15 protein-coding genes and 1 tRNA gene are annotated in these 12,383 nt (G+C 59.2%); 6 read left to right on the top strand and 10 right to left on the bottom strand.

What is annotated here, in order from left to right; translation table 11 throughout:
• Positions 1 to 160: 160 nt before the first annotated feature.
• From msrB to HUO12_RS11870, 4 genes are all read right to left on the bottom strand, one after another.
• Positions 161 to 571 carry a peptide-methionine (R)-S-oxide reductase MsrB gene (gene msrB, locus HUO12_RS11855; protein ID WP_176273794.1) on the bottom strand — a complete coding sequence of 137 codons (411 nt, stop codon included), beginning with the start codon at positions 569 to 571 and terminating at the stop codon, positions 161 to 163.
• Positions 572 to 733: 162 nt separating this feature from the next.
• Positions 734 to 1,405, bottom strand: coding sequence for a glutathione S-transferase family protein (locus tag HUO12_RS11860; RefSeq protein ID WP_176273795.1), 672 nt, complete (start codon positions 1,403 to 1,405; stop codon positions 734 to 736).
• A 111-nt stretch (positions 1,406 to 1,516) separates the two neighbouring features.
• Positions 1,517 to 1,960, bottom strand: a complete 444-nt coding sequence (locus tag HUO12_RS11865) for a hypothetical protein (protein WP_176273796.1) — start codon at positions 1,958 to 1,960, stop codon at positions 1,517 to 1,519.
• Between the two features lie 77 nt (positions 1,961 to 2,037).
• Complete coding sequence (locus HUO12_RS11870; RefSeq protein WP_176273797.1) at positions 2,038 to 2,424, bottom strand: hypothetical protein; 387 nt, start codon at positions 2,422 to 2,424, stop codon at positions 2,038 to 2,040.
• 105 nt (positions 2,425 to 2,529) lie between these two features.
• Between HUO12_RS11870 and HUO12_RS11875 the strand changes: the two genes are divergently transcribed.
• On the top strand, positions 2,530 to 2,919 hold the full coding sequence (locus HUO12_RS11875) for a VOC family protein (protein ID WP_176273798.1): 390 nt from the start codon (positions 2,530 to 2,532) through the stop codon (positions 2,917 to 2,919).
• A gap of 133 nt (positions 2,920 to 3,052) precedes the next feature.
• Here HUO12_RS11875 and metW read toward each other — a convergent pair whose 3' ends face one another.
• Together metW and metX are read right to left on the bottom strand one after the other, a co-directional pair.
• Entirely contained in the window at positions 3,053 to 3,646 is a 594-nt protein-coding gene (gene metW / locus HUO12_RS11880; protein ID WP_176273799.1) for a methionine biosynthesis protein MetW, read from the bottom strand.
• Positions 3,639 to 4,766: a homoserine O-acetyltransferase MetX gene (gene metX, locus HUO12_RS11885; RefSeq protein WP_176273800.1), complete on the bottom strand. Its 1,128-nt coding sequence runs from the start codon at positions 4,764 to 4,766 to the stop codon at positions 3,639 to 3,641. Before metX ends, metW begins: the two co-directional genes overlap by 8 nt.
• Before the next feature lie 82 nt (positions 4,767 to 4,848).
• Here metX and hisC point away from each other — a divergent pair, with 82 nt between their 5' ends.
• Positions 4,849 to 5,949 (top strand): histidinol-phosphate transaminase, encoded by a 1,101-nt coding sequence (hisC, locus tag HUO12_RS11890; protein WP_176273801.1) that lies wholly within the window; start codon positions 4,849 to 4,851, stop codon positions 5,947 to 5,949.
• Positions 5,946 to 6,848, top strand: coding sequence for a prephenate/arogenate dehydrogenase family protein (locus HUO12_RS11895; protein ID WP_176273802.1), 903 nt, complete (start codon positions 5,946 to 5,948; stop codon positions 6,846 to 6,848). The genes hisC and HUO12_RS11895 overlap by 4 nt, the downstream gene beginning before the upstream one ends.
• 146 nt (positions 6,849 to 6,994) lie before the next feature.
• On the opposite strand, the gene HUO12_RS11900 is transcribed toward HUO12_RS11895, so the two are convergent.
• From HUO12_RS11900 to ftsE, 4 genes are read right to left on the bottom strand one after another with little or no spacing between them, the layout of a single operon-like run.
• Positions 6,995 to 7,675, bottom strand: a complete 681-nt coding sequence (locus HUO12_RS11900; protein WP_176274443.1) for a lysophospholipid acyltransferase family protein — start codon at positions 7,673 to 7,675, stop codon at positions 6,995 to 6,997.
• Between the two features lie 12 nt (positions 7,676 to 7,687).
• The gene (locus tag HUO12_RS11905) at positions 7,688 to 8,218 is read right to left on the bottom strand and encodes a YdcF family protein (RefSeq protein ID WP_176273803.1); all 531 of its coding nucleotides are present in this window, start codon (positions 8,216 to 8,218) and stop codon (positions 7,688 to 7,690) included.
• Positions 8,215 to 9,150, bottom strand: coding sequence for a cell division protein FtsX (locus tag HUO12_RS11910; RefSeq protein ID WP_176273804.1), 936 nt, complete (start codon positions 9,148 to 9,150; stop codon positions 8,215 to 8,217). Before HUO12_RS11910 ends, HUO12_RS11905 begins: the two co-directional genes overlap by 4 nt.
• Positions 9,147 to 9,902 carry a cell division ATP-binding protein FtsE gene (ftsE, locus tag HUO12_RS11915; protein WP_176273805.1) on the bottom strand — a complete coding sequence of 252 codons (756 nt, stop codon included), beginning with the start codon at positions 9,900 to 9,902 and terminating at the stop codon, positions 9,147 to 9,149. The genes HUO12_RS11910 and ftsE overlap by 4 nt, the downstream gene beginning before the upstream one ends.
• Positions 9,903 to 10,081: 179 nt before the next feature.
• Between ftsE and HUO12_RS14705 the strand changes: the two genes are divergently transcribed.
• The 3 genes from HUO12_RS14705 (at position 10,082) to HUO12_RS11935 (ending at position 12,342) form a co-directional block, all read left to right on the top strand.
• Positions 10,082 to 11,365: an MJ0042-type zinc finger domain-containing protein gene (locus HUO12_RS14705; protein ID WP_217905194.1), complete on the top strand. Its 1,284-nt coding sequence runs from the start codon at positions 10,082 to 10,084 to the stop codon at positions 11,363 to 11,365.
• A 172-nt stretch (positions 11,366 to 11,537) separates the two neighbouring features.
• Positions 11,538 to 11,624: transfer RNA gene (locus HUO12_RS11930), tRNA-Leu, on the top strand.
• 43 nt (positions 11,625 to 11,667) lie between these two features.
• A complete protein-coding gene (locus HUO12_RS11935; protein WP_176273806.1) occupies positions 11,668 to 12,342 on the top strand; it encodes a nitroreductase family protein in 675 nt (224 codons plus the stop codon).
• Positions 12,343 to 12,383: the final 41 nt, after the last annotated feature.

A 12,383-nucleotide genomic window follows, 5' to 3' on the forward strand; every position in this document is an offset into this window, starting at 1 on the left:
CTTTGTTGGAAATTTTGTCGCCGCGCCGTGACATCGGATTGCTGGTTGATCCACCCTATTGTGAGGCGACCAGCGCCCCGACCTTGTCTTTGCACTTGCATAGGGCAAACCTAACCCGGCGTGAACGGGAAAACAGGCGAGATTGGATCGCGCAGGTGCCTCAGTCTTCGTCTTTGCCTTCAAAATCCAGGCTCAGCGAGTTGATGCAATAGCGCATGCCACCCTGATCTTGCGGCCCATCGGGAAACACATGGCCCAGATGCCCGCCGCAATTGGCGCAGAGAACTTCTGTGCGGATCATGCCGAAGCTGACATCGCGTTTTTCTTCGATCTTGGCGTCGCTCTCCGGCTTAGTGAACGCAGGCCAACCGCAACCGGAATTGTATTTGGTGTCGCTTTCAAACAGGACCGTGCCGCAACCGGCGCAGGTGTACTCACCTTCCTCATAGTGCTTGTCATACTGGCCAGTAAACGCGCGCTCTGTGCCTGCTTCGCGCAGCACATGGTATTGTTCAGGCGTCAGGCGCTCGCGCCACTCAGCATCGGTCAGATCTTTCGGGTTATCGGTCATAGCGGAGCCTTTCAATCAGGTCCCAATATCGGTTCGCAACCAGCGAACCGCAAGGGCGACCGCCCGTCAGCTAGTGCCCCGCAGCCCAAAGCCAATTTTGGGCGAAGGGAACTGCACTGAGGACGCGCGCCCGGATGGGTGCGCGAAACACAATGACGCCCTTCAAATATCAATCTCGGCATAGTGCGCGGGCGGGCGGATCACTTCCATGCGTTCCGTCAGCAAGGGGCGGAAGCTTGGGCGGCTCTTGAAGACGGAATACCAGCCGCGCGTTTGCTCGTGACCTGACCAGTCAATCCCGCCGAGGTAATCAGCGACGGAAATTTGTGCCGCAGCGGCAAGGTCAGCCATGCTCATGGTAGGCCCTGCAAGCCAAGGCCGCGTGTCAATGAGCCAGTCCATGTAATCCAAATGCCCATGAGCCAGCCGCATGGCTTCGCGTAGCATTCGCGAGTCTGGTGGCTCTCGCAGCACAATGCGTTTCTTCATCCGCTCTGACAGCAAGGGCGCAGTCACATCTGCGTAGAAATTCTCATCGAACAGCGCGACAAGCCGCCGGATCTCCGCGCGATTGGCGGCAGGCCCGTTGATCATAGGTGCTGCATCGACGGTCTCTTCGAAATACTCGGAGATCGCCCGGCTGTCTGACAGAACCAGCTCTTGTTCGGCATGAACCATCACCGGAGTGCGACCCGCTGGGTTCAGATTGAAGAACATGTCGCTCGCCGCCCACGGGTCTTCGCGCACCAGTTCAAACGGCACGCCTTTTTCGCCCAGCAGCAAGCGGACTTTGCGACTGAAGGGGCACAGCGGAAATTGATAGAGACGCCACATGGTTAACTTCGTAATGCCGCAAGGGCTGCGCGTCGTCTAGATCAGAACAACGCAATCTGGCGCACGGGGATGGCTTTGTACCCCGTGCGCTTTCTCAAGAGTTAGCCTGGATCAGGATTCCGACGTTTCTTCGACACGCTCGCGCATCGTTTCGCCAAGCTCCATCAATGCAGGACGCATTTCATCAAGGCCTTCAACAAGCCCTGCGAGCAGCCCCATCATTTGCGGGACGCGTTCCGATATTTGGGAAGGCAATTCGTCTGCCTCTTCGCCGATCATGTCGCGAACCGTTGCATCCTCAGCAACGTCTGCGGCTTCCTCGCCGGTTGCTTCTTGCGCTGCATTTATGAACTTCCCGATCGGCAAAGCGAGCATCAATTCGCTGAGCGCGCCGACCATATCCGAAGCGCGCTCCTGCTGCTGGGGATCAGTGAGCTGCTCGACAAGTGCGCTCATCTCGGCACCTGTCTCGTCAGGGATGGCCTCTTGCGCGAGAGCGGCATGAGGAAGAGTGAAGGCGAGCGACATTGTCGCCGCCGCAGCGAACGCACGCATGGGCAGTCCTTTCGTCAGATTTTTGGCTTGGCTTGCTTTTAGTTCAGTTTAACTGAGCAAAACCTGAACGAGCCGCTTTAGACTCCTGAGCTTTCCAGCATGGCAAGGCAGGCAGGCATGACAGCATCGACCTGGTCTTCATCGAGCAGGCGCTGCGCTTCAAGCGATGCAAGCGCGGACACCTGATCGCGTGTGAGGCCTGTGTCATCCATCAGCTTCGCAAGCGAGCGCACGAAAAACTCCTGACCGCGAGGATCCAGCCTAGGCCATGCGAGAGCAGCTTCATTACCGTTTTCCTGCCCGAAACTCACCAGCGCAAATGCTGCTGAACAACGCAGAAGCGTCTGATTTTCCAGCGACAACTGGACGCTTGCCGGTTCGAACGAAGCGCCATTGTCCTGCTGAGCAGTGGCTGTTGCGGGCAGAGCTGCAAGCAGTGCGGCGGCGAGAAGAATTTTGGTCATAGGGTGCGTTATAGCGCGCAAAGATGAACCGTGCACTAGCGAGTGCTTGTCAGCTGTTCTGCGGGGGCCTAGGCATGAGTTGAGTTTCAAAGGAGAACCCAAACTATGTTCAATCACATTATGGTTGGCGCGAACGATTTTGAGAAATCGAAGGCGTTTTATTCTGCTGTCCTGTCAACGCTCGGCGCGGGCGATCCGATGTTGCACACAACCGACGAAGGTATCCATCGCGCGTTTTGGAACCACAATGGCGGGACCTTCGGCATTAGCGAGCCGATCGACGGTAACCCTGCGACCTTCGCCAATGGCGGTACAATCGGCTTCAAGTGCGACAGCATGGATCAAGTCCAAGCTTGGCACGATGCCGGTGTCGCTAATGGCGGCACTACCTGCGAAGACCCTCCTGGTCGCCGCGACAGCACGATGGGCCCGATGGATCTGGCCTATTTGCGCGATCCCGACGGTAACAAACTTTGCGCCCTTCACCGGCCATGATTTTGATGGGTTCACTGCTGTGAACCCGCGGCATCTCCCGTCCCGCCTCCCCGCCCGACCACCATATTCTAAGAGTATATTTGGTGGCCGGGCGGGGAGGCGGGGCGGGAGGTCCTCGCTTGAACAGACCCGCTCAGCGGCTCAATTCGAACACCGCAAACTCGGCGCGCCAGTTAGCTCCTGTCGCGCCGATTTGCTTTTCGTTGGCGAAATACCAGGATTGCGCGATCCGCGCGTCTTTCTCTCGCGCGAGTTCGCGGAAGTCGTCAATCGTGACATGGTGGATGTTCTGCGTGGCGTACCAGCTCACTGGCAAAGCGCGCGTAACCGGCATGCGGCCGCCGAACATCAGCGCTGAGCGCGTGCGCCAATGCGCGAAATTGGGAAAGCTGACGAAAGCTTTGCGGCCTACGCGCAGCAGTTCGTCGAGCATCCGATCGGGCCGCTCGGCCGTCTGCAGCGTCTGGCTGAGGATCGCATAGTCGAATGCCTTGTCCGGGTAATTGATCAAGTCCCGGTCCGCATCGCCTTGTACGACGGATAGTCCACGCGCGACGCAACGCTCGACCTGTTCAGGATCAATCTCAAGACCGCGCGCATCGACATCGCTCTTCGACGCAAGCTCGGCCATCAACGCGCCATCGCCGCAGCCAATGTCGAGCACGCGCGTGCCGGGCTCCACGGCTTTGGCGATCACAGCCAGATCTGGGCGGAGCGTATCAGCCATCGAGGAAGCCTTTGATCACGCGGTCCAATGCAGGCACATCGAGCAGGAAACTGTCATGCCCGAATGGCGCTGACAGCTCGACAAAGCTCACCGGAGCGCCGGCTGCATTCAGAGCGTGGACAATGTGGCGGCTTTCCGCTGTCGGGTAGAGCCAGTCGCTGTCAAAGCTGACTAAACAGAAGCGCGCGCCTTTGCCCATCGCATGGCCTGCAAATGCATCGCCAAGTCTGCCGCCATGCTCCTCGGCCAGATCAAAATAGTCCATCGCGCGGGTGATATAGAGATAGGAGTTCGCATCGAAGCGCTGCGTGAAGCCACTGCCTTGGTAGCGCAAATAGCTTTCAACCTGGAAATCTGCGTCAAAGCCAAAACTCTTTGCGCCCTTTGTTCCATCTGGGCGATCTTGCAAGCGACGTCCGAACTTCTCCGTGAGGCCCTCTTCCGAAAGGTAAGTGATATGCGCTGCCATGCGCGCCACAGCGAGACCGTTGTCGGGCCGTGCGTCTGCTGCGTAATAATTGCCGTCATGCCAAGCGGGGTCCGCCATGATCGCCTGACGACCCACTTCGTGAAAAGCGATATTTTGCGCTGAATGCCGCGCAGTTGTCGCAATTGCCAGCACGCGTGCGGCGCGCTCGGGCCAGTTGGCCGCAAGGCTCAACGCTTGCATTCCGCCCATCGAACCGCCGACGACCGCGTGGAGCTGCTCTATGCCGAGCGCATCGAGCAAGCTCACCAGCCCGCGGGTCATGTCGCGGATCGTGATGACGGGAAAGCGCATGGCGTAAGGCGCGCCATCGCTCGCGTCGCTGGCAGGTCCGGTCGAACCCATGCAGCTGCCGATCACATTGGCGCAGATTACGTGATAGCGCTCCGTATCGATCGGTAGGCTTGGTCCGACCATCTTTTCCCACCAGCCCGGCTTGCCGGTAATGGGATGCGTGCTCGCGACATATTGATCGCCAGTCAGTGCGTGGCAAATCAGGATCGCGTTGGACTTGTCTGCATTGAGATCGCCATAGGTTTCATAGGCGATTTCGACATGCGCAAGCTCTTGCCCGCTATCAAGCGCGAGCGGAGAGGGAAGCGTGACGCTTTGCGAAGGCGAAGCAGTGGCCATAGGCTGAGCCGATTGGGCGAGCGAAGCAGGCGTGTCAATTGTGCTGTTTTTCGTGTGCGAATGCGTTATGCGCCGTGCCGCTATGTCTAACGCGCCTCAGCCCAAGCCCTGGATCACATCCATTCATGCCTACGTCCCCGGCAAGGCCAAGGGTGCGAGCGGCAAACCGCTCGTCAAACTCTCAGCCAATGAGAACCCGCTCGGCTGCTCGCCAGAGGCTTTGAAAGCGCGCTCTGCAGCTGAAGAGCCTGCGCCTTATCCTGATCCGGACTCTGTCGAGCTGCGCACAGCAATCGGGCAGTTGCACGGGATCGATCCAGCAAGGATCGTGTGCGGAACCGGCTCGGACGAATTGCTCAATCTCGTTGCGCAAGGGTTTGCAGGCGAAGGCGATGAAGTGCTGTTCAGCCGCTTCAGTTTTTCCGTTTATGACATTGCTGCGCGGCGCTGCGGCGCGACGCCGGTCGAAGCACCGGACACAGATTTTGGGATCGATGTCGATGCGCTGCTCGCTGCGGTGACAGACAAAACGCGAGTCGTGTTCATCGCCAATCCCAACAATCCGACCGGCACCTATCTGCCCGCTAGTGAAGTCACACGGCTCCATAAAGGTCTTCCGAGCGATGTTTTGTTGGTCGTGGATCAAGCCTATGCGGAGTACTTGTCCGACGGTGAGGACGATGGCGGCCTCGCTTTGGCAGCAGCGCATGACAATGTTCTCGTTACGCGGACCTTCTCCAAGATTTATGGCCTTGCCGGAGAGCGTGTTGGCTGGGCGACCGGCGCGCCGGGCCTGATCGATGTGCTCAACCGCATTCGCGGACCGTTCAATGTGACCACGAGCGGCCAGGCGGCGGCATTGGCTGCAATCGGTGATCAGGGCTTTGTCACACAGTCGCGCGACCACAATGCGGCAGGGCTGGACAAGCTGACACACGCCGTCGAAGCGCTCGGCAATCACGGGCTGCGCGCTATCCCGAGCAAAGCGAACTTCTTGCTGGTGCTGTTTGAAGGCGCTGTCACAGCCGAGCAAGCGCTCGAAGCGCTGGCGGATAGTGGCTATGCGGTGCGGCATTTGCCAGGGCAAGGCCTTCCGCAGGCCTTGCGCATCACCATCGGTGATGAAGCTCACATGGAAGACGTCATCGCAACACTTCGCACGCTTTGCGGAGAGACCGGATGAGCATTCAGAAAGTGGCGATTATCGGGCTGGGCCTACTGGGCGGGTCAATCGGCTTGGCGGTCAAAGAGCGCGCATCGGACATTCAAACGACAGGCTTTGACGCTTCCGCGGACGTGCGTAAACGTGCGGCGGAGCGCGGGCTTGTTGGCGCAGTTGCGGAAAGCGCTGCCGAGGCGGTTCGCGAGGCGGATCTGGTCGTGCTCTGCGTGCCCGTTGGCGCGATGGGTGCAGCGGCGCGCTCGATCGCGGAAGCTCTGCCTGACCATGCGATCATTTCTGACGTTGGCTCGTCCAAGGAAAGCGTAGCGATAGCGCTCGCCGAAGCTTTGCCGGGCCATACTATCATCCCTGCACACCCTGTCGCAGGGACTGAGCAAAGCGGGCCGGATGCAGGCTTTGCTACGCTCTTCGCTGATCGCTGGTGCATCCTGACGCCGCCTGAAGGCGCAGACCAGCAAGGCGTCGCCGACCTCAGCGCATTCTGGGAGAAGCTTGGCTCTAAGATCGAGATTATGGATGCAGAGCACCACGATCTCGTCCTCGCAGTGACGAGCCATATCCCGCATTTAATTGCCTATACTATCGTGGGCACAGCGAGCGATCTGGAAGACGTGACGCGCAGCGAAGTCATCAAATATTCGGCCGGTGGTTTTCGCGATTTCACGCGTATTGCGGCGAGTGATCCCATCATGTGGCGGGATGTGTTCTTAAGCAATAAGACCGCTGTCTTGGAGATGCTCGGACGTTTTAGCGAAGATCTTACCGCGCTTCAGCGGGCGATCCGCTCAGGCGATGGCGAGACCTTGCATGAGCTTTTCAGCCGGACCCGCGCGATCCGCCGCTCGATTATCGAGCAAGGTCAGGATGATGCTGCGCCGGACTTCGGTCGCGAGCATTGAGTCGCAGGCACTTGCTCTCGCAGACTTGGACCAAACGGTCACGTGTGACCGCAAGGGCGACTGCCCGCCCGCAACCGCCCCGCAGCGAAGCGGAGGGAATAGCGGTGAGGACGCGCGCCCGGATGGGCGTGCGCAAACCAATAAAGCTACCTATTCAAACTATTGATCGCCTCGTGAACGCGGGCCTCGACTTCGTCTCGCGGAAGCCCTGGCGGGATCGGCTCGCCAAACTTGTATGTAATCGTGCCTGAGCGCTTCCACAGCCTGTGGTAGAGCGGGCCGCTATTCACTGCGACCGGAACGACCGGCAAGCGCAGCATCTTGTAAAGGCCAGCAAACCCCGCTTGCAGCTTAGGCGAGTTGCCATGCTTCACGCGCGTTCCTTCAGGGAAAATAACGAGCGGCCTGCCGTCTTCGACTTTGTCCTTGGCGGAAGCAATCATCCGGCGCAGTGCAGTTGCGCCTTCCTCGCGGGCGACTGGAACAAGCCCATAAAAGAGCGCCGCGCGGCCCCAGCCTGGGATATTGAATAGCTCGCGTTTCGCAAAGACGCTCGGCAAGCGAAACAAGGTCGGCGCATCGATCGCTTCGAAATAGCTTTCGTGACGCATGGCATAGAGCACCGGGCCGTCTTGCGGTTGGCCCTCCATCGTGACGGAAATGCCGAGCAGCTTCGTCACACACCAGCGATGCCAAGTGCTCCAATGCTGCACCACGCAGCGCAAGTGTCGTTTGCTAATTGACATTGCGATAACAGCCGCGACAACCAGCAGTGCACTATAGAGGTAGAACAGGAAGTAGAAAGCAAGGCTGCGCAGAACTGACATGAGCGCTGCCAATCAGAGCCCGAACAAGCCGGAAATCCAGCTCGCAATCAGCTTGTTATATTCGAGCATCAACCCGCTTAATCTCGGCTCTGTCTGCACCGCATCTCGCACTATCTCGACATCATCTGGCAGCACCAGTTCAAGCTCATGAGCGGCGCGGCGCATATGCCAGTCAGCCGTGACGAGCCGCAGCGAAGAGATCTCGCGCTCTCCGACCCAGGCAGCGATTTCCTGTGCATTGCTGCGCGTGTCTACTGCGTTGAAGCCTAGCGTGACGCAGCACTCCATCCGCGAGGACGAAACATCAAATTGTGCAGCAAATTCAGCAGGCTTCACTTCGGGATCAACACCGCTGACAAGCATTTGCTCTGCATATCCGTCCTCCAGGACCTCAAGCCCGTGAGGGATCCGCCCGGCAGAACCGGTGGGGACAATCACCGCATCGGTTTGCTCGTCTGCAGCGGGTGCGGGCAAAGCGAAGACAAACCAGATAAAGCCGAAGATCCAGCCTAGAAAGAGAAGCGAGAGGAGCCGAATGATCACAGCATCTGCCTCAGGGCATTGCCAATTGTGAGCCGTGCGGTGAGCACTGCCACACCGACGCCTGCGACCGGGATCAAAGCAATCGCCAGCCAGTCGAGCCAGCCCAGAACGCCGCCCCCGATCATGCCGGAATCGAGCGCGGAAAACTGGCTGGCAAGGATGATCACTGCGATCAGCCCAAGACCCAGCCCGGCTGCGCCACCAATGCTCGCATCGATGCCGACAGAGCGCTGAAAAATGCGCGCAATCTGGCTGTCTGTTCCACCTAGCAAGTGCACGATCTCAACCGTATCACGGTTGTTCTCCAACGCGCTGCGCGTTGCGAGCCACACGGCGGCGGTTGCTGTCAACGCCAGCAGGATGATCAAGGCGAAGGCCAGATATTGGAGCGCTGAAAGCGCGGAATAAACGGGTTGCAGCCAGCTTGACTGCGCATCGATCCGGGCCGCAGGCGCAGCATCGGCGATAAGTGTCTGCAGCCTCGCGATTTCTTCGTCGCTTGCAGGCCCTGTCAATTGCACGTCGATCAGCGCAGGGATGGGCACAGCATCGCCCGCATCGCCAGTGCCAAGCCAAGGCTCCAGCAGGGCATCGAGCTCCTCTTCAGGCACAACCCGCAGCTCCTCGACCGCTGTATCTTGGCCGAGCAATTCTGCGGCACGTTCTGTCTGGGCCCGACGCTCGCTCGCGCTCGCTTCGATGACTTGCACGGTCAATGCGCCTGACAGTTCAGCATTCGCTCTGTCAGCCAGGTTGCCCAGAGACAAAGCTCCGGCACAAGCCACGACGATCAGCGCAATCATGATTGCAAGCACCCATGGCACTGGGCCAGCCAGCTTCGCGCGGGGAACAATCTGCGCCGCACGCTGGCGACCAATCCCGGCTTCACCGCGCTTCAGTTTCTGGCGGCCTTTCAAGGGAGGCAGCTTCATGGGCCGGGCTCCGTCGATGTTTCTTTGGCGCCAGACGAGCCTTGCGGCGGCGGCGGATAGCGCAGTACGCCTGTCGGGTCGAACAGTTTTCCTTCATCGAGTCGCATGATGAGCGAGCTCGGCACTTTCTTCAGCAATTGAATATCGTGCGTTGCCACCACCACTGTTGTTCCCAGACGGTTCAATGCTTCAAACAATCGCAGCAGCTTGACCGCCATGTCCGGGTCAACGTTACCGGTTGGCTCGTCCGCCACGAGTATTTTGGGCCGTGCGATAACCGCGCGCGCGATCGCCACCCGCTGCTGCTCACCACCGGAAAGCGAGGGAGGCGGAGCGTCCGAGCGGTGGGCCAGTCCGACCCATTCCAGCATGTCGGATACCGGTTTGATAATGTCGCTCTCCTTAACCCCGGCAACGCGCAAGGGAAGCGCGACGTTGTCGAAGGCGGAGAGATGTTCGACCAGTCGAAAGTCCTGAAATACCACGCCAATCCGGCGCCGGAATGCTGGCAATTCGCCACGCGGTAGCGTGATCAAGTCTTTGCTGAACATACGGATTGCACCGCGCGAGGGGCGCTGCGCCAAATACAGCATCCGCAACAGGCTGGTTTTACCCGCGCCACTCGTCCCGGTGAGAAAGTAAAACCGCCCTGAAAACAAGGTGAAAGACAGGTCGCGCAACACTTCAGGGCCGGTGCCGTACCGCATGCCGACATTGTCAAAACTGACAATTTCTGTCTGCCCCTCGCTCATGAAGGCGGCTCTATCCTGAGCGCCAGAGCGGTGCAAACACTAACCATCGCACATTGTATTGTGCCGGGGATTGTGAGGCAGCGGAGCCGCACCTTTGTGGAAAAAGCGCGCATTTGCGCGAGGCTAAGGGGTTAATACTCTTGTTGCATGCTGGGGCGCGCCGTAAGGCTAGGGCCGGGATGATCATCGCATGTCCAGCCTGTAGCACGCGCTATGTCGTGCCTGACGAAGCCATCGGCGTCGATGGCCGCACGGTCCGCTGCGCGAAATGCAAGCATAGCTGGTACCAGGACGGACCCGAGCTGGAGCGGTCGGAGGGGCCGACTGCAGCGCCTGCTCCGGTAGAAGAAACGCCTCCACCGCCACCACCACCTCCTCCTACGGCGCCCGAGCCAGAGCCCGAGCCTGTGTCTGAAGCTGAGCCTCAGGAAAAGCCGCAGGAGCCGGAAGAAACGGTTGCAGAAGCTGAGATTTCGGAAACTCCTGCAGAGCCTGAGCCTGAGCCTGAGCCTGAGCCTGAGCCTGAGCCTGAGCCAGAGCCAGAGCCAGAGCCAGAGCCAGAGCCTGAGCCAGAGCCAGAGCCAGAGCCAGAGCCAGAGCCAGAGCCTGAGCCAGAGCCAGAGCCAGAGCCAGAGCCAGAGCCAGAGAATTCTGATAAGCCAACTCAGTTCGCGCAGCCGGCTGTAAGCCACTGGCGCTCGATAGATGAAGCACGTGCTGCGGCGGGCGTAACCTCTGTCGCGTCAGTTACGGGGTCGGTCGATGCGCCAACACCGTCCGCTGCTGAGCCGGAACCTGAGCCTGAGCCAGAAAGCACGACTGCCCGCGAAGACACGATTGATGCGCTGGCAGAGGACACCCCTCAAGCCGATCTCGCTCAGCCCGAAGACGAGGCTGCCAGCGAGGCGTCGGAAGAGCCGGCACCTGTCAAAGAATACATCCACGATCCCATTCATGGACCGCCGGATTTTGACGAGAACGCTGCGACCGATGAGGACAGCGCGTTCGATTACGAAGCGCCGTTCAAGCCGAGCCGCAATCCGCTCAAGCTCTGGACATGGGCTGGGGTCATCTTTGCTGTACTCGCTTTCGGTACGATAGCAGCGGTGAATTGGTGGGGCGGTCTGCCGGACTGGCTGCCTTTCAAGCAGCCTGAGTTCGCGCTGGAGCAGCCTGATTTACTGCTGGAATTCCCGCCGTCTGAACAGGATCTTCGCGCTCTTCCTGGAGGCGGTACCTATTTCGAGGCGAGCGGCACAGTGACCAATATCGGCCGCGAGACCGTCGATATTCCGCCGATCCGCGTGAACCTGCTCGATGCGAATGATGTGGTGGTTTACACTTGGGAAATCGTGCCCCCTCAGCCTGAACTGGCCCCAGGCGAATCGGTTGCTATCCGCGAAGCAGCTGCTGACGTGCCAGAGACATCGAAATTTGCTGAATTTGGCTGGAAGCCCAGCTGAACCCGCTTTTTCGGCGCGTTTCACTTCAGAAACATCTCTCAAAGCCTGTTACGCGAACAAGGATCGTCCACGCGCGGTGCAAAGTGCTTGCGGAGCGCCATCCCCCTTGCTAGTGGGCCGCACCTGTTCGCAACCAAGCCTGATTTACCAGCAGGCTTAGTACAGACTGTGTGCGGTCGTGGCGGAACTGGTAGACGCGCAACGTTGAGGTCGTTGTGGGCTAACGCCCGTGGAAGTTCGAGTCTTCTCGACCGCACCAAACAGTCTCTTGCGATCCCACTCATGCGGGGTTTGCTCTCAATATGCAGGATCACGATTCCGTACCGCTCTCCGATTTTGAAGAGCTTCCGCCCGAGCAAATGCTGGCTGAAGCGCGAGCCTTTCTGGAGCGTATGAAGACCCGCCATTCGATCCGGCAGTTCTCTGACAAGCCCGTTGCGCGCGAGGTTATTGAAGCCGCAATCTTGGCCGCTGGCCGTGCACCCAATGGCGCGAACCATCAGCCGTGGTTCTTCAGCGCGATTGGCAGCGCGGAGAAGAAGAAAACCTTGCGCGAAATGGCCGAGAAGGAAGAGCGCGCTTTCTACGAAGGCCGTGCGAGCGATGAATGGCTTGATGCGCTGTCAGATCTCGGGACTGACGCGGACAAGCCCTATCTCGAAACCGCACCATGGATCATCGCCGTGTTTGGTCAGCGCAAGGGTGGAATGGATGATGACGGCGAGACACAGAACTATTACGTACCTGAAAGCGTCGGGATCGCGATGGGCTTCCTGATCGCATCGCTCCACCATGCCGGGCTTGCGATGCTCACGCACACGCCCAAGCCGATGAGTTTTCTCAACGATCTTTGCGGCCGCCCGAAGAACGAGAAGCCATACTTGCTTCTGGTGGTCGGCTATCCGGCAGAGGATGCGACCGTGCCGACTCACGCTCTGAAGAAGAAGCCGCTGGATCGGATAGCGAGTTTTATTTGAACCTGGCAGGTCGCTTTCAGACGCTTGTAGCAATGCGACAA

The organism is Altererythrobacter lutimaris (assembly GCF_013371495.1).
Lineage (GTDB): Bacteria > Pseudomonadota > Alphaproteobacteria > Sphingomonadales > Sphingomonadaceae > Erythrobacter > Erythrobacter lutimaris_A.